14 protein-coding genes are annotated in these 16639 nt (G+C 69.9%); 13 read left to right on the top strand and 1 reads right to left on the bottom strand.

Annotated elements, in window-relative coordinates:
- Positions 1 to 181 precede the first annotated feature (181 nt).
- Positions 182 to 727 (bottom strand): carbonic anhydrase, encoded by a 546-nt coding sequence (locus KCH48_RS20665; protein WP_210576135.1) that lies wholly within the window; start codon positions 725 to 727, stop codon positions 182 to 184.
- Between the two features lie 421 nt (positions 728 to 1148).
- Here KCH48_RS20665 and rsmH point away from each other — a divergent pair, with 421 nt between their 5' ends.
- From rsmH to KCH48_RS20600, 13 genes are all read left to right on the top strand, one after another.
- A complete protein-coding gene (gene rsmH, locus KCH48_RS20660; RefSeq protein ID WP_282615159.1) occupies positions 1149 to 2102 on the top strand; it encodes a 16S rRNA (cytosine(1402)-N(4))-methyltransferase RsmH in 954 nt (317 codons plus the stop codon).
- An 83-nt stretch (positions 2103 to 2185) separates the two neighbouring features.
- On the top strand, positions 2186 to 2731 hold the full coding sequence (locus tag KCH48_RS20655) for a septum formation initiator family protein (RefSeq protein WP_210576134.1): 546 nt from the start codon (positions 2186 to 2188) through the stop codon (positions 2729 to 2731).
- A 5-nt stretch (positions 2732 to 2736) separates the two neighbouring features.
- The gene (locus KCH48_RS20650) at positions 2737 to 4701 is read left to right on the top strand and encodes a penicillin-binding protein 2 (RefSeq protein ID WP_307840905.1); all 1965 of its coding nucleotides are present in this window, start codon (positions 2737 to 2739) and stop codon (positions 4699 to 4701) included.
- A 169-nt stretch (positions 4702 to 4870) separates the two neighbouring features.
- Positions 4871 to 6394, top strand: a complete 1524-nt coding sequence (locus KCH48_RS20645) for a UDP-N-acetylmuramoyl-L-alanyl-D-glutamate--2,6-diaminopimelate ligase (RefSeq protein ID WP_210576132.1) — start codon at positions 4871 to 4873, stop codon at positions 6392 to 6394.
- Between the two features lie 28 nt (positions 6395 to 6422).
- Entirely contained in the window at positions 6423 to 7829 is a 1407-nt protein-coding gene (gene murF, locus KCH48_RS20640) for a UDP-N-acetylmuramoyl-tripeptide--D-alanyl-D-alanine ligase (RefSeq protein WP_210576131.1), read from the top strand.
- A complete protein-coding gene (gene mraY, locus KCH48_RS20635) occupies positions 7829 to 8899 on the top strand; it encodes a phospho-N-acetylmuramoyl-pentapeptide-transferase (RefSeq protein ID WP_210576306.1) in 1071 nt (356 codons plus the stop codon). Before murF ends, mraY begins: the two co-directional genes overlap by 1 nt.
- Entirely contained in the window at positions 8881 to 10314 is a 1434-nt protein-coding gene (gene murD, locus KCH48_RS20630; protein WP_210576130.1) for a UDP-N-acetylmuramoyl-L-alanine--D-glutamate ligase, read from the top strand. The genes mraY and murD overlap by 19 nt, the downstream gene beginning before the upstream one ends.
- A 76-nt stretch (positions 10315 to 10390) precedes the next feature.
- Complete coding sequence (gene ftsW, locus KCH48_RS20625; protein WP_210576129.1) at positions 10391 to 11743, top strand: putative lipid II flippase FtsW; 1353 nt, start codon at positions 10391 to 10393, stop codon at positions 11741 to 11743.
- Between the two features lie 6 nt (positions 11744 to 11749).
- Positions 11750 to 12847: an undecaprenyldiphospho-muramoylpentapeptide beta-N-acetylglucosaminyltransferase gene (gene murG / locus KCH48_RS20620; protein ID WP_210576128.1), complete on the top strand. Its 1098-nt coding sequence runs from the start codon at positions 11750 to 11752 to the stop codon at positions 12845 to 12847.
- Between the two features lie 25 nt (positions 12848 to 12872).
- Positions 12873 to 13667 carry an FtsQ-type POTRA domain-containing protein gene (locus KCH48_RS20615; protein ID WP_210576127.1) on the top strand — a complete coding sequence of 265 codons (795 nt, stop codon included), beginning with the start codon at positions 12873 to 12875 and terminating at the stop codon, positions 13665 to 13667.
- Between the two features lie 287 nt (positions 13668 to 13954).
- Entirely contained in the window at positions 13955 to 15148 is a 1194-nt protein-coding gene (ftsZ, locus tag KCH48_RS20610; protein ID WP_210576126.1) for a cell division protein FtsZ, read from the top strand.
- Positions 15145 to 15873 (top strand): peptidoglycan editing factor PgeF, encoded by a 729-nt coding sequence (gene pgeF / locus KCH48_RS20605; RefSeq protein WP_210576125.1) that lies wholly within the window; start codon positions 15145 to 15147, stop codon positions 15871 to 15873. Before ftsZ ends, pgeF begins: the two co-directional genes overlap by 4 nt.
- 6 nt (positions 15874 to 15879) lie before the next feature.
- Positions 15880 to 16599: a YggS family pyridoxal phosphate-dependent enzyme gene (locus tag KCH48_RS20600; RefSeq protein ID WP_210576124.1), complete on the top strand. Its 720-nt coding sequence runs from the start codon at positions 15880 to 15882 to the stop codon at positions 16597 to 16599.
- The last annotated feature ends 40 nt before the right edge of the window (positions 16600 to 16639 follow it).

Genomic DNA, 16639 nt, shown 5'->3' with positions numbered 1-16639 from the left:
ACGCGTGAATAGTTCCGCGTGACGCCACACCCGCATTCTTGCTGCCGTTACCGATTCGTGTCACTCGACTGTGGACAACTGGCCGCGATTTGCCGGTCTTATGACCGTTTGGGCACCGCAGAACCTGAAATCAACAGCGAAACGACAGCTTTGGCGGCGGTTCCGAGGGCGCCGCGGCCGGTTACGCGGGGTCGATCTCACGCAGCCGGCCCGTCTTCACGTCGAACACGAAGCCCCGGACGTCGTCGGTGTGCAGCAGGAACGGCGAGGTGCGCACGCGCTGCATCGACTGCCGTACGTCCTGGTCGACATCCCGGAAGGCCTCCACCGCCCAGGCGGGCCGCTGGCCGACCTCCATCTCCAGGTCGTGCCGGAACTCCTCGGTGAGGGTCTCCAGGCCGCAGCCGGTGTGGTGGATGAGAACGACGCTGCGGGTGCCGAGCGCGCGCTGGCTGATGGTCAGGGAGCGGATCACGTCGTCGGTGACCACGCCGCCCGCGTTGCGGATGGTGTGGCAGTCACCCAGGTCGAGGCCGAGCGCGTCGTGCAGGTCGAGGCGGGCGTCCATACAGGCCACCACGGCGACTCGCAGCACGGGACGGGCGTCCATACCCGGGTCGGTGAACGCGGCGGCGTACCGCGCGTTGGCCTCTATGAGGCGATCGGTGACGGTGCCACTCGATATGGCGCCTTCGGGTCCAGCGGGAACTGATGCGGAGGTCGTCATACCCATGACGGTACTGGTCACGTCCGTTTCGGGCTTGCTGTGAGAGAGGACAAAGAACCTCAATGAACCTTGTTGTGAGGTAACCCACAAGCGTGACCGGGGATCGCCCGGACGAGTGGGTTTCCGCGCCCGGCCGCTTCCTGCGCGCCCCGAGCCGCGACGCGCAGGCCGGTTGATTGACCGCGAGACAGCGTGGACTAAAGTGACGCGAAGCGGGAGGCGAGGCTCTCCCTGCTGGACTGAATTCCCCGGAGACCCCGGTGATGTTCCGGAGATCTCCTCGCGTGCGCGGCGCGTACGCACGGCTCGGCCTCCTCCCGCTCCCGGTCGGCTGACGCTTCCGGCGCCGGCAGGCCTTCCCCTTCTCGAGCGGGCGGGGACCCGGCGGTGCGTACGGGCCCGCCGGATCTGAGAGGGCCCCTTGAGCGATCGACACGTCCCGGTGATGCTCCAGCGGTGCCTGGACCTGTTGGCCCCCGCCCTCCAGGCCCCCGGAGCGGTGGTCGTCGACTGCACGCTCGGCCTCGGCGGCCACAGCGAAGCCCTGCTCAGGCAGTTCCCCGAGGCGCGGCTCGTCGCCCTCGACCGGGACAAGGAGGCCCTGCGCCTGTCCGGCGAGCGGCTCGCCCCCTTCGGCGAGCGGGCCACCCTGGTGCACGCCGTGTACGACGAGCTGCCGGACGTACTGGAACGGCTCGGCATCGCGCGCGTGCAGGGCGTCCTTTTCGACCTCGGCGTCTCCTCCATGCAGCTCGACGAGGCCGACCGCGGCTTCGCCTACGCCCAGGACGCGCCGCTGGACATGCGCATGGACCAGACGACCGGCATCAGCGCCGCCGAGGTCCTCAACACCTACCCGGCGGGCGAACTCGTCCGGATCCTGCGGATGTACGGCGAGGAGAAGCAGGCCAAGCGGATCGTCTCCGCGATCGTGCGGGAGCGCGAGAAGGAGCCGTTCAGCAACAGCGCCCGGCTCGTGGAACTGATCCGGGACGCGCTGCCGCAGGCCGCCAAGCGCACCGGCGGCAACCCGGCCAAGCGCACCTTCCAGGCTCTGCGGATCGAGGTCAACGGGGAACTCTCCGTCCTGGAGCGGGCGATCCCGGCCGCCGTGAAGGTGCTCGACGTGGGCGGACGGATCGCCGTGCTGGCGTACCACTCGCTGGAGGACCGGCTGGTCAAGCAGGTGTTCGCGGCCGGCGCCGCCACCACCGCGCCCCCCGGACTGCCGGTCGTCCCCGAGCGCTACCAGCCGCGGCTCAAGCTGCTCACCCGCGGTGCCGAACTTCCCACCGAGGACGAGATCGCCGAGAACCGGCGAGCGGCACCGGCGCGACTGCGCGGAGCCCAGCGCGTCAGGGAAGACGTTGAGTAGGGGCGTGAGGGGCATGAGTGGGTTGGAAAACCGGACTCGCAGGTGGGTGAGTCGGTTGGGGAACCGGACTCGGGGGAGGGCGAGTGAGTAGGAAACCCCAACTGAGGGGGCGTGCGGCCCGTCTCGCACGCCTCATCCCAGGAGCCGGAGGCCGCAACCAGGCCGCCCGCACCCCCTTCGTCCTCCTGGTCGTCCTCCTCCTCGGCGGCGGCCTCATCGGACTCCTGGTGCTGAACTCGGCGCTCAGCGAAGGGGCGTTCAGACTCGACGACCTGCAGAAAGAGACCCAGAGCCTCACCGACGAGGAACAGGCCCTGCAGCGGGACATCGACGCCTATTCGGCCCCCGACGCCCTCCAGCGCCGCGCCCGCGAGCTCGGCATGATCCCCGGCGGCGACCCGGCCTTCCTCGACCCCGACGGCACCGTGAAGGGCGTCCCCTCACCCGCCGAGGGTGTCGTGAGCGACGCGTACGCCCCCCTCGTCCTCGCCCCCGAGGCGCTGCCGGCCGACCCGGCGGCAGGCCCGGCCACGATCCCGCCCCCCCCCCCCCTGGACGCCGCGGTGCTCACGACGCCCGCCGCGCCCGCAGCACCGGCCCCCACCCCGACCACGAATTTCGGCAGGTGACGGAAGTGTCCGACAGGGAACCGCCGCGCCGCCGCGTGCCCGGCCCGGCCCGGCCCGACCGCCCCCGCGGCAGCGGCCAGCGGCGCCCCGGCCCCGGCGCCCGCCCGGCCCGCCGCCCGAACCCGGCCGCCGCCCGCTCCCACCGTCCCGGCGTCATCCGGCTGGGCAGCCCACGCCCCCGGCTGCGCATGGTCAGCCTCGCGCTGACCCTCGTACTGCTCGCGTTCGTCGTACGACTGCTCCAGGTCCAGGCCGTCGACGCCGACACCCTGGCCGCCAAGGCCGGGCAGAACCGGTACGTCGGCCGCACCCTGTCCGCCGAACGCGGCGAGATCACCGACCGCAACGGCGTCGCGCTCGCGACCAGCGAGGACGCGTACGACATCACGGCCGACCCCACGCTGTTCAGCCGTGAGCAGCTCAAGATCGACGACGGGCCCGAGCAGGCCGCCGCGCTCCTCGCGCCGATCCTCGGCGTGGACCAGGACGGCCTGGTCAAGAAGCTCAGGCCGGAGAACAAGGGGCTCCGCTACGCCCTGCTGGCGCGGCGGCAGACACCGCAGGTCTGGCAGCAGATCAAGGACCTGAAGAGCACGCTGGCGACCAAGGCCGAGTCCGACAAGAGCACGGTCAACGTCCTCGCGGGTGTGCTCGCGGAACCCACCAGCAAGCGGGTCTACCCCAACAGCGAGCTGGCCGCCGGGATACTGGGCTGGGTCAACGCCGACGGCAAGGGCGGCGGCGGTGTCGAACGGCAGCTGAACGCCGAGCTGGCCGGCAAGGACGGCAAGATCCGCTACGCCCAGTCCGGTGGCCGCCAGGTGCCCACAATCGCCTCGACCGAGACGCCGGCCGTGCCCGGCAGCGACGTCGAGCTGACCATCGACCGCGACATCCAGTGGGCGGCACAGAACGCGATCACCGAGCAGGTGCGGGAGTCCGAGGCGGACCGCGGCTACGTGATAGTGCAGGACACCAAGACCGGCGAGATCCTCGCCATGGCCAACTCGCCCGGCTTCGACCCCAACGACCTCTCCCAGGCCGACGCGGAGTCCCTGCACAACTGGGCCCTGGAGGACGCGTACGAGCCCGGCTCCACCGCCAAGGTCATGTCGATGGCCGCCGTCCTCGAAGAGAACGTGGCGACCCCGCTGACGCATGTCATCGTGCCCAACCGGCTGCACCGCGGTGACCGGCTGTTCAAGGACGACATCGACCACGAGACCTGGTATCTGACGCTGAACGGCGTGCTCGCCAAGTCCAGCAACATCGGCACCATCCTGGCGACCGGCCAGCTCGGCAAGACCCAGGCCGAGTCCAACCGGATCCTGTACTCCTATCTGCGCAAGTTCGGCCTCGGCAGCTACAGCGGGCTCGGCATCCCCGGTGAGACCAAGGGCATCCTCGCGCCGCCCGGCCAGTGGTCGACCTCGCAGCAGTACACGATTCCTTTCGGCCAGGGCGTCTCCCTCAACGCGATGCAGGCGGCGTCCGTCTACTCGACGATCGCCAACGGCGGCGTACGCGTGGAACCCTCGCTCGTCCGCGGCACCACGGGCGCCGACGGCCGGTTCACTCCCGCCGCGAAACCCGAGAAGACCAGGGTCGTCAGCGAGAAGACGGCCAAGACGCTCGCCCAGATGCTGGAGTCCGTCGTGGACGACCGGGACGGCACCGGCACCAAGGCGCGGATTCCCGGCTACCGCGTCGCGGGCAAGACGGGCACCGCCAACCGCGTGGATCCGGCCACCGGCAAGTACCACGGCTACACCTCGTCGTTCGCCGGATTCGCGCCGGCCGACAAGCCCCGTATCACCGTCTACTGCGCCATCCAGAACGCCACCGCGGGCAGCTACTTCGGCGGCCAGATCTGCGGACCCGTCTACAAGAAGGTCATGGAGTTCGCGCTGAAGACCCTTCAGGTCCCGCCGACCGGGGCCAAGCCCGCCAATCTGCCGGTCGAATACTGACCCTGATCAGCACCGAGCCACCAGGAACCCCCTCGTGACAACGATCACTCCCGATCCCGGGAACCAGGGCGCGGGCGCGCCCTCACTTCGCCCCGAAGCGGGTGCGCCGGGTACGCTCACCGCCGTGCCACACGCTGATCAGTCCCAAACCACTCAGAAGGGCGCACCCGTGACATATCCGGGGCCGCCCAGGCCGGTTCAGGTCTCCGCCACACCTCTCGCGGAGCTCGCCGATCAGCTGGGTGGTGCCGCGCGGCCGGAAGTCGCAGCCGAGGTCACGGGCATCACCCATGACTCGCGCGCCGTCCGCCCCGGCGACCTGTACGCCGCCCTCCCGGGGGCCCGCCTGCACGGCGCCGACTTCGTCACGCAGGCCGCCGGCCTCGGCGCGGTCGCCGTGCTGACCGACCCGACCGGCGCCGAACGCGCCGCGGCCACCGGGCTCCCGGTCCTGGTCGCCGACGACCCGCGCGGACGGATGGGCGAGCTGGCGGCCACGATCTACGGCCACCCCGGCCGGGATCTGCTCCAGATCGGCATCACCGGCACCTCGGGCAAGACCACGACCGCCTACCTCGTCGAGGGCGGCCTGAAGACGGTCAGGTCCACCGGGCTCATCGGCACGGTCGAGATGCGCATCGGCGAGGAGCGCATCAAGTCCGAGCGCACCACCCCCGAAGCCACCGACCTCCAGGCCCTGTTCGCCGTCATGCGCGAACGCGGCGTCGAGGCCGTCGCCATGGAGGTCTCCAGCCACGCGCTGGTCCTAGGCCGCGTCGACGGCTGCGTCTTCGACATCGCCGTCTTCACCAACCTCAGCCCGGAACACATGGAGTTCCACTCCGACATGGAGGACTACTTCCGGGCCAAGGCACAGCTCTTCACGCCGAAACGCAGCAAACTCGGCGTCGTCAACCTCGACGACGAGTACGGCCGCAGGCTCGCCAAGGAGTCCGCCGTCCCGGTCGTCACCTTCTCCGCCGAGGGCCATCCCGACGCCGACTGGCGCGCGGAGGACGTCCAGGTGGGGCCCATGGACTCGGCGTTCACCGCCATCGGCCCCAAGGGTGAGCGGATCGCCGCCAAGTCACCGCTGGCGGGCCCCTTCAACGTCGCCAACACCCTCGCCGCGATCGTCGCCCTGGCCACCGCGGGCCTCGACCCGCAGGCCGCCGCCGACGGCATCGCCGCCGTGCCGGGCGTGCCGGGCCGGCTTGAGCGGGTGGACGCCGGTCAGCCGTATCTCGCGGTCGTGGACTACGCACACAAGACCGACGCCGTCGAATCGGTGCTCCGGGCCCTGCGCAAGGTCACCGAGGGCAAGCTGCACATCGTGCTCGGCTGCGGCGGCGACCGCGACAAGACCAAGCGCGAGCCGATGGGCGCCGCCGCGGCCCGGCTCGCCGACACCGCCGTACTGACCTCCGACAACCCCCGCGGCGAGGACCCCCTCGCGATCCTCGCCACCATGCTTCAGGGCGCGGCGTCCGTGCCGGCACACGAGCGCGGTGAGGTCCAGGTCTTCGAGGACCGGGCCGCCGCGATCGCCGCCGCCGTCGCCCGCGCGCAGCCCGGGGACACCGTGCTGGTCGCGGGCAAGGGCCACGAGCAGGGCCAGGACATCGCCGGGGTGGTCCGTCCCTTCGACGACCGCCAGGTGCTTCGCGAAGCAATCCGGAAAACCCAGGGATGAGAATCCAGAAGACCCAGGGGATGAACTTGTGATCGCCCTCTCTCTCGCCGAGATCGCAGCAGTCGTCGGCGGGCAGACGCACGACATACCGGATCCGTCCGTCCAGGTCACGGGACCGGTCGTCCGGGACTCCCGTGAGGCGGGCCCGGGCAGCCTCTTCGTCGCCTTCGTCGGCGAGCGCGTGGACGGCCACGACTTCGCGGACCGGGTCGTCGCGGCGGGAGCGGCCGCCGTCCTGGCGTCCCGCCCCGTGGGCGTCCCCGCCATCGTGGTCGAGGACGTCCAGGCAGCCCTCGGCGCGCTCGCGCGTCATGTCGTACGACGGCTCGGCACGACCCTCGTGGCGCTCACCGGCTCCGCCGGCAAGACCAGCACCAAGGACCTCATCGCCCAGGTGCTCCAGCGCAAGGCGCCGACCGTGTGGACACCCGGCTCGTTCAACAACGAGATCGGACTGCCGCTGACCGCGCTGAGCGCCACCGAGGAGACGAAGTTCCTCGTCCTGGAGATGGGTGCCCGCGGCATCGGCCACATCCGCTACCTCACGGATCTGACGCCCCCGAAGATCGGCCTCGTCCTGAACGTCGGCACCGCCCACATCGGCGAGTTCGGCGGCCGGGAGCAGATCGCGCAGGCCAAGGGCGAACTCGTGGAGGCCCTTCCGGAAGACGGCGCGGCGATCCTCAACGCCGACGATCCGCTCGTACGGGCCATGGCATCCCGTACGAAGGCGAAGGTGATCCTTTTCGGAGAGTCCGGCGAAGCGGACGTACGCGCCGAGAACGTGAGACTCACGGACAGTGGTCAGCCCGCCTTCCTGCTTCGAACACCCTCCGGTGCAAGCGAAGTGACCATGCGCCTGTACGGTGAGCACCACGTGTCGAACGCGCTCGCCGCGGCCGCCGTCGCCCATGAGCTGGGCATGTCCGCGGAAGAGATCGCCACCGCGCTCTCCGAGGCGGGCTCCCTCTCCCGCTGGCGGATGGAGGTCACCGAGCGCCCGGACGGCGTGACGGTCGTCAACGACGCCTACAACGCGAACCCCGAGTCCATGCGAGCCGCCCTGCGCGCGCTCGCGGCCATGGGCAAGGGGCGGCGGACCTGGGCGGTGCTCGGCAAGATGGCCGAGCTCGGGGACGAGGCTCTCGCCGAGCACGACGCGGTCGGACGGCTCGCCGTCCGGCTCAACGTCAGCAAGCTCGTCGCGGTCGGGGGAAGGGAAGCGTCCTGGCTGCAACTGGGCGCATATAACGAGGGTTCGTGGGGTGAGGAGTCGGTGCACGTGTCCGACGCACAGGCGGCGATCGACCTGTTGCGCAGCGAATTGCGCCCGGGAGACGTCGTACTCGTGAAGGCGTCCCGGTCGGTCGGGCTCGAGAGCGTGGCGCAGGCGCTCGTCGGGACCGGTGCCGAGGGTGAGGTTGCCGCCCGATGATGAAGCAGATCCTGTTCTCAGGAGTCATTGGCCTCTTTCTGACCCTGGTCGGCACCCCGCTGCTGATCAAGCTGCTCGCCCGCAAGGGCTACGGCCAGTACATCCGGGACGACGGACCGCGTGAGCACGCCAGCAAGCGCGGTACGCCGACGATGGGCGGTATCGCCTTCATCTTCGCGACCGTCGCCGCCTACTTCCTGTCCAAGCTGATCACCGGCTACTCGGTGACCTACTCGGGTGTGCTCGTCCTCGGCCTGATGGTCGGCATGGGTCTGGTCGGCTTCCTTGACGACTACATCAAGATCGTCAAGCGGCGCTCGCTGGGTCTGCGGGCCAAGGCGAAGATGGCCGGCCAGTTGCTCGGCGGCATCTCCTTCGCGGTGCTGGCGCTGCAGTTCGAGGATGCCCGCGGCAACACCCCGGCGTCCACGAAGCTGTCGTTCATCACCGACTTCGGCTGGACGATCGGCCCGGTGCTGTTCGTCGTCTGGGCGCTGTTCATGATCCTCGCGATGTCGAACGGCGTGAACCTCACCGACGGTCTGGACGGTCTGGCCACCGGCGCCTCCGTGCTCGTCTTCGGCGCCTACACCTTCATCGGCGTGTGGCAGTTCCAGGAGTCGTGCGCCAACGCGACGGACCTGACCAACCCGGGCGCCTGTTACGAGGTGCGCGATCCGCTCGACCTCGCGGTCATCTCCGCCGCGCTGATGGGCGCCTGCCTCGGCTTCCTGTGGTGGAACACCTCGCCCGCCAAGATCTTCATGGGCGACACCGGTTCGCTCGCGCTGGGCGGTGTCCTCGCGGGCCTGGCGATCTGCTCCCGCACCGAGCTGCTGATCGCCATCCTCGGCGGCCTCTTCGTCCTGATCACGATGTCGGTGGTCATCCAGGTCGGCTCCTTCCGTATGACCGGAAAGCGCGTGTTCCGAATGGCGCCACTCCAGCACCACTTTGAACTCAAGGGCTGGTCGGAAGTGCTCGTCGTGGTCCGCTTCTGGATCATTCAGGGCATCTGTGTGATTGTCGGACTGGGCCTCTTCTACGCGGGATGGGCAGCGGACAAGTGACCTCCTCGGAGCCCTTCGAGTTTCAGGGCAAGCACGTCACCGTCGCCGGGCTTGGCGTCTCCGGCGTCCCGGCGGCCAAGGTCCTGCACGGCCTCGGCGCGCACGTCACCGTCGTCAACGACGGCGACGACGCACGCGCGCGTGCCGAGGCCTCGGAGCTGGAGGCGCTCGGTATCACCGTGCGCCTCGGCGACGGCGCGACCCTGCCCGAGGGCACCGACCTGATCGTCACCGCACCCGGCTGGAAGCCGGACAAGCCGCTGTTCGCGGCGGCGCATGAAGCGGGCATCGACATCTGGGGCGACGTCGAACTGGCCTGGCGCCTGCGCGGCCCGGACGCAGCCCCCTGGCTCGCCGTCACCGGCACCAACGGCAAGACCACCACCGTCCAGATGCTCGCCTCGATCCTGAAGGCGGCGGGCCTGCGCACGGCCGCCGTCGGCAACATCGGCGTCTCCCTGCTGGACGCGGTGCTCGGCGAGGAGCAGTACGACGTCCTCGCGGTCGAACTCTCCAGCTACCAGCTCCACTGGGCGCCCTCCCTGCGCGCGCATTCGGCAGCCGTCCTCAACCTGGCCCCCGACCATCTCGACTGGCACGGCTCCATGGAGGCGTACGCCGCCGACAAGGGCCGTATCTACGAGGGCAATCGCGTCGCCTGTGTCTACAACGTCGCCGACAAGGCCACCGAGGACCTGGTCCGCGAGGCCGACGTCGAGGAGGGCTGCCGGGCCGTCGGCTTCACCCTCGGCACCCCCGGGCCCTCCCAACTCGGCGTCGTGGACGGCATCCTGGTCGACCGCGCCTTCGTCGAGAACCGGCAGAAGAACGCCCAGGAACTCGCCGAGGTCTCCGACGTCGACCCGCCGGCCCCGCACAACATCGCCAACGCCCTTGCCGCCGCCGCCCTCGCGCGCGCCTACGGGGTGCCGGCAGCGGCCGTACGGGACGGGCTGCGTGCCTTCACCCCGGACGCCCACCGCATCGCGCATGTCGCCGACGTGGACGGGGTGGCCTACGTCGACGACTCCAAGGCGACCAACACGCACGCGGCGCAGGCCTCGTTGGCGGCCTACGACTCGATCGTCTGGATCGCGGGCGGTCTTGCGAAGGGCGCGACCTTCGACGAGCTCGTCGCCAAGTCGGCCGAGCGGCTGCGCGCGGTGGTGCTGATCGGCGCCGACCGTGCGCTGATCCGTGAAGCCCTGGTGCGACACGCGCCCGAGGTACCCGTCGTCGACCTCGACCGGACCGACACTGGGGCGATGCTCGCGGCGGTCCAGGAGGCGCGGCGACTCGCCGTTGCCGGAGACACGGTGCTGTTGGCACCCGCCTGTGCCTCCATGGACATGTTCGTCAACTACAACAAGCGTGGAGACGCGTTCGCGGACGCCGTTCGCGAACTCGGCGCCTGACCCCGGCCGCCGGCTGCCGGGCGACCTTGGGAGGGACGCGTGGAGCCGTCGAGGCCGACGTACAGCGGAGGCAGCGATGCCCGGTAGCCGTACCGGGCGTCCGCCCGTGCAGCGGGACGTCCGCCGGCCCGCCGCCGCGCGGACCCCGGGCGAGAATCCCGTCGCCCGGCTGGTCACCCGTACCCAGAAGGCCTGGGACCGGCCGCTGACCGCGTACTACCTGATCCTCGGCGGCAGCCTGCTCATCACCGTGCTCGGGCTTGTGATGGTCTACTCGGCCTCCCAGATCACCGCGCTGCAGCTGTCGTTGCCCGGGTCGTACTTCTTCCGCAAGCAGGCCCTGGCCGCGCTGCTCGGCGCCGGGCTGCTGTTCGCCGCCTCGCGGATGCCGGTCAAGCTGCACCGGGCGCTGGCCTACCCGATACTGGCGGGCGCCGTGTTCCTGATGGCCCTGGTGCAGGTGCCGGGGATAGGGGTGGCGGTCAACGGCAACCAGAACTGGATCTCCATCGCCGGTCCCTTCCAGCTCCAGCCCAGCGAGTTCGGCAAGCTCGCGCTGGTGCTGTGGGGCGCCGACCTGCTCGCCCGCAAGCAGGACAAGAAGCTGCTCAGCCAGTGGAAGCACATGCTGGTGCCGCTCGTTCCGGTGGCGTTCATGCTGCTCGGGTTGATCATGCTCGGCGGCGACATGGGTACGGCGATCATCCTGACGGCGATCCTGTTCGGCCTGCTGTGGCTGGCCGGGGCGCCCACCAGGCTGTTCGTGGGCGTGCTGACGGGGGCGGCCTTCGTCGGCGCGATCCTGATCAAGACCAGCCCCAACCGTATGGCCCGCTTCGCCTGCATCGGTGCCACCGAGCCCGGCAGCGGCACCGCCGACTGCTGGCAGGCCGTGCACGGCATCTACGCGCTCGCCTCCGGCGGACTCTTCGGTTCTGGACTCGGCGCGAGTGTGGAAAAATGGGGTCAACTGCCCGAAGCGCACACGGACTTCATCTTCGCCGTCACCGGTGAGGAACTGGGCCTGGCGGGGACGCTGTCGGTGCTCGCCCTCTTCGCGGCTCTAGGCTATGCGGGTATCCGCGTGGCCGGACGCACGGAGGACCCGTTCGTGAGGTATGCCGCGGGAGGCGTGACCACCTGGATCACCGCTCAGGCGGTGATCAACATCGGTGCGGTGCTCGGTCTGCTGCCGATCGCCGGTGTCCCTCTCCCGCTGTTCTCCTACGGAGGGTCCGCCCTGCTGCCGACCATGTTCGCCATCGGGCTGCTGATCGCCTTCGCGCGTGACGAGCCCGCTGCGCGGGCAGCGCTTTCCATGCGGCAACCTCGCTTTGGTAGAAAGCGCGCGGGACGCCCTTCGGGGCCGGGCAGATGGAACACGATGCGACGGCGTGCCTCAGCGGCGCGTTCGTCCGGAGAGCGGTGAATTTCGGTGCATGTCGTACTCGCCGGTGGGGGGACCGCCGGCCACATCGAGCCCGCGCTCGCCCTCGCGGACGCCCTGCGCAGGCAGGACCCGACCGTGGGAATCACGGCTCTGGGCACGGAGCGCGGCCTGGAGACCCGACTCGTACCCGAGCGCGGGTACGAACTCGCGCTGATCCCCGCCGTACCGCTGCCACGCAAGCCCACCCCCGAGCTGATCACCGTCCCGGGCCGGCTGCGCGGCACGATCAAGGCGGCCGAGCAGATCCTGGAGCGCACCAAGGCGGACGCGGTCGTCGGCTTCGGCGGCTATGTCGCCCTCCCCGGCTACCTCGCGGCCAAGCGCCTCGGGGTGCCGATCATCATCCACGAGGCCAACGCCCGCCCCGGCCTCGCCAACAAGATCGGCTCGCGGTACGCCGCCAAGGTCGCCGTCTCCACCCCGGACAGCAAGCTGCGTGACGCCCGCTACATCGGCATCCCGCTGCGCCGCTCCATCGCCACCCTCGACCGGGCCGCCGCCCGCCCCGAGGCCCGGCACGTGTTCGGCCTCGACCCCAACCTGCCCACGCTGCTGGTCTCCGGCGGCTCCCAGGGTGCCCGCCGCCTCAACGAGGTGGTCCAGCAGGTCGCGCCCTACCTCCAGCAGGCCGGGATCCAGATCCTGCACGTGGTCGGTCCGAAGAACGAACTGCCGCAGGTGCAACAGATGCCGGGAATGCCCCCGTACATCCCGGTACCGTACGTGGACCGGATGGACCTCGCGTACGCCGCGGCCGACATGATGCTCTGCCGCGCGGGCGCGATGACCGTCGCCGAACTCTCCGCCGTCGGACTCCCGGCCGCCTATGTCCCGCTGCCCATCGGCAACGGCGAACAGCGGCTGAACGCCCAGCCGGTGGTCAAGGCCGGCGGTGGACTGCTGGTCGACGACGCGGAACTCACCCCCCAGTGGGTGCAGCAGAATGTCCTGCCCGTGCTCGCCGATCCGCACCGGCTGTACGAGATGTCCCGCGCCGCCGGCGAGTTCGGCCGCCGGGACGCCGACGAACTGCTCGTCGGCATGGTGTACGAGGCGATCGCCGCGCGTCGTACACACCACTAGGAGCTGATGACGGAGGGCAGGAAGCGTGGCCGGACCGACGACCGCCGAACGCGGTGAAAGCCAGCAGGAGTCGGCCGGCCCGCCTCCGGTTCGTCGTCCGCGGCGACCGAGGCTTCGTACGATCATCATCCTGGCCGTGGTGCTGGTGCTCATCGGGGCCGGCTCGGTCTGGGTGCTCTACGGTTCGAAGTGGCTGCGGGTGGAGCGCGTATCGGTCGACGGAACACGGGTTCTGACGCCGCAACAGGTGCGCGAGGCCGCCGACGTACCGGTCGGGGCGCCGCTGATTACCGTCGACACCGATGCGATTAAGGCACGATTGAGCCGCAAATTGCCCCGAATTGACTCGGTTGACGTGGTCCGCTCGTGGCCCCATCGAATCGGGCTGAAAGTGATTGAGCGCGTTCCGGTTCTGATTGTCGAAAAGGGCGGAAAGTTCATCGAAGTGGACGATGAAGGTGTCCGATTCGCCACGGTTTCTGACGCCCCGAAAGGTATCCCCGCACTCGAATTGACGCTGTCCCGCAGCGGCTCCAGCGCCGCGAGCCTGCGCCGCTTCGGCGAGGGCCGACTGGTGCGCGAGGCCGTACGCGCCGCGGGTGCCATTCCGGCCGCCGTCGCCCGTGACACCCGGACCGTCAAGGTGAGTTCGTACGACGACATCTCACTGGAGTTGAACGACGGCCGCACCATCGCGTGGGGGAGTGCGGAGAACGGCGCCGCGAAGGCGCGTACGCTCACCGCTCTCATGAAAGCATCGCCGGATGCGCGGTACTTCGATGTCAGCGTTCCCACCGCCCCGGCGTCATTGGGGAGTTGACGCACATCAGCGCAGGCCAGCACCCTGGTTGGGCAGTGCAACGCCTGATCACATAGGGTGAAAAGAAAAACGGGAGGTTCGGCGTGTTCGTTGAACGTGCGCCACTTGTCGACTTAGTGTCCTGTTCAGAAGATTCCAGCGAACAGACACACTGGTAACCCTAAACTTCAACGTTAGGGTTCGGGTCGGCGTTCGGACCGTCCCATTCGGCATCAGTCGTCCGGATCGCGAGGCAGCAGTGCTTCGGCGGGCCGGCGGCACGTAACTCGAGGCGAGAGGCCTTCGACGTGGCAGCACCGCAGAACTACCTCGCAGTCATCAAAGTCATCGGTGTCGGCGGCGGTGGTGTCAATGCCATCAACCGGATGATCGAGGTCGGTCTCAAGGGCGTCGAGTTCATCGCCATCAACACCGACGCGCAGGCGCTGTTGATGAGCGACGCCGACGTCAAGCTCGATGTCGGCCGCGAACTCACCCGCGGACTCGGGGCCGGAGCCAACCCGGCCGTGGGCCGCAAGGCGGCCGAGGATCACCGTGAGGAGATCGAGGAGGTCCTCAAGGGGGCCGACATGGTCTTCGTGACGGCCGGTGAAGGCGGCGGCACCGGCACCGGCGGCGCGCCCGTCGTGGCCAACATCGCCCGGACCCTGGGCGCCCTCACCATCGGCGTGGTCACGCGCCCGTTCACCTTCGAGGGACGGCGCCGCGCCAATCAGGCCGAGGACGGCATCGCCGAACTCCGCGAAGAGGTCGACACCCTCATCGTCATCCCGAACGACCGGCTGCTGTCCATCTCGGACCGCCAGGTCTCGGTGCTCGACGCCTTCAAGTCGGCCGACCAGGTCCTGCTCTCCGGTGTCCAGGGCATCACCGACCTCATCACCACGCCCGGCCTGATCAACCTCGACTTCGCCGACGTCAAGTCGGTCATGTCCGAGGCCGGTTCGGCCCTGATGGGCATCGGCTCCGCCCGCGGCGACGACCGCGCGGTGGCCGCCGCCGAGATGGCGATCTCCTCGCCGCTGCTCGAGGCGTCCATCGACGGCGCCCGCGGCGTCCTGCTCTCCATCTCCGGCGGCTCCGACCTCGGCCTGTTCGAGATCAACGAGGCCGCCCAGCTGGTCAGCGAGGCCGCCCACCCCGAGGCCAACATCATCTTCGGCGCGGTGATCGACGACGCCCTCGGCGACGAGGTCCGGGTCACCGTGATCGCGGCCGGCTTCGACGGGGGCCAGCCGCCGTCCAAGCGGGACAACATCCTGGGCACCTCCGCGACCAAGCGCGAGGAGCCGACTCCGGTACGGCAGACCGAGAGCCGTCCGTCCTTCGGCTCGCTCGGCAGTGTCAAGCCGAAGGAGGAGCCGGAGCCGCCCGCGCCCGAGCCGGTCAACGACGTCCCGGTCGCCCCGCCGGTCCCGCCGTCCCGGTCCTACTCGGACAGCGCGGCCGAGGAGCTGGATGTGCCGGACTTCCTGAAGTGATAGGACAGCGCGAGAGCGTGAGCGGCGCGCACTTCGGCTTCACCGACCGGTGGGGCGGGGTGAGCGCCGCTCCGTATGAGGAGCTCAACCTCGGCGGCGCGGTCGGCGACGACCCCGACGCCGTACGGACCAATCGCGAACTGGCCGCCAAGACGCTGGGCATCGACCCGGCCGACGTGGTCTGGATGAACCAGGTGCACGGCACCGACGTCGCGGTGGTGGACGGGCCCTGGGGCGACCGGCCCGCCGCGCGGGTCGATGCGATCGTGACCGTGCGGCGCGGACTCGCCCTCGCCGTCCTCACCGCCGACTGCACGCCCGTGCTCCTCGCCGACCCGGTCGCCGGGGTCGTCGCCGCCGCTCACGCGGGACGGCCCGGCATGGTCGCCGGGGTGGTGCCCGCCGCGCTACGCGCGATGATGGACCTGGGCGCCGACCCGTCCCGGATCGTCGCCCGCACCGGACCCACCGTCTGTGGACGGTGCTATGAAGTGCCGGAGACGATGCGAGCCGAGGTGGCCGGCGTGGAGCCGACGGCGTACGCGGAGACGAGTTGGGGCACACCCGCCGTCGACGTGAGCGCCGGTGTGCACGCGCAGCTCGAACGGCTCGGGGTGCGCGACCGGGAGCAGTCGCCGGTGTGCACGCTGGAGTCGCGCGAGCACTTCTCGTACCGCCGCGACCGCACAACCGGTCGGCTCGCGGGCTATGTCTGGCTGGACTGATGGGGCATGACGGACCGTAAGGACGAACTCGCCGTAAACCTGGCGAAGGTGGAGGAGCGCATCGCCGCCGCGTGCGTGGCCGCCGGGCGCAAGCGCGAGGAGGTGACCCTGATCGTGGTCACCAAGACGTACCCGGCGAGCGATGTGCGCATCCTGTCGGAACTCGGCGTGCGCCATGTCGCCGAGAACCGCGACCAGGACGCGGCGCCCAAGGCCGCCGAATGTTCGGATCTGCCCCTTACGTGGCACTTCGTGGGTCAGCTCCAGACCAACAAGGTGCGATCCGTGGTCGGTTACGCGGATCATGTGCAGTCCGTCGATCGTTCCCGGCTGGTGACGGCCCTCTCGAAGGAGGCCGTGCGGGCAGAGTGCGAGGTGGGCTGTCTGATCCAGGTCGCGCTCGACGCGGGCGCGAGCGGCAGAGGGGAGCGGGGAGGCGTGGCGCCGGGCTCAATCGCCGAGTTGGCCGATCTGGTGGCTCGGTCTCCGGGGCTGCGGCTCGACGGGCTGATGACCGTCGCGCCGCTCACCGGGGAGTATGCGGGGCGCGAACTGGCGGCGTTCGAGCGCATGATGGATTTGTCGACTGACCTGCGCAGGGCACATCCGGCTGCGAACATGGTCTCGGCAGGAATGAGCGCGGACCTCGAGCAAGCCGTGGCGGCCGGAGCGACACATGTGCGCGTCGGCACTGCGGTACTCGGAGTCCGCCCCGGGCTCGGGTAACGTCGCCAAGAGTCGGACCACAGCAGAAAATATGGTCATT

The organism is Streptomyces sp. GESEQ-4 (assembly GCF_017948455.1).
Classification (GTDB): Bacteria; Actinomycetota; Actinomycetes; order Streptomycetales; family Streptomycetaceae; genus Streptomyces.
This window is presented reverse-complemented; position numbering and strand designations above follow the sequence as displayed.

Coding starts and splice junctions, on each gene's coding strand:
- ftsW (WP_210576129.1), top strand. CDS start 10,391: ATGCCCGGTAGCCGTACCGGGCGTCCGCCCGTGCAGCGGGACGTCCGC.
- KCH48_RS20665 (WP_210576135.1), bottom strand. CDS start 727: ATGACGACCTCCGCATCAGTTCCCGCTGGACCCGAAGGCGCCATATCG.
- murD (WP_210576130.1), top strand. CDS start 8,881: ATGGGCAGCGGACAAGTGACCTCCTCGGAGCCCTTCGAGTTTCAGGGC.
- mraY (WP_210576306.1), top strand. CDS start 7,829: ATGAAGCAGATCCTGTTCTCAGGAGTCATTGGCCTCTTTCTGACCCTG.
- KCH48_RS20600 (WP_210576124.1), top strand. CDS start 15,880: ATGACGGACCGTAAGGACGAACTCGCCGTAAACCTGGCGAAGGTGGAG.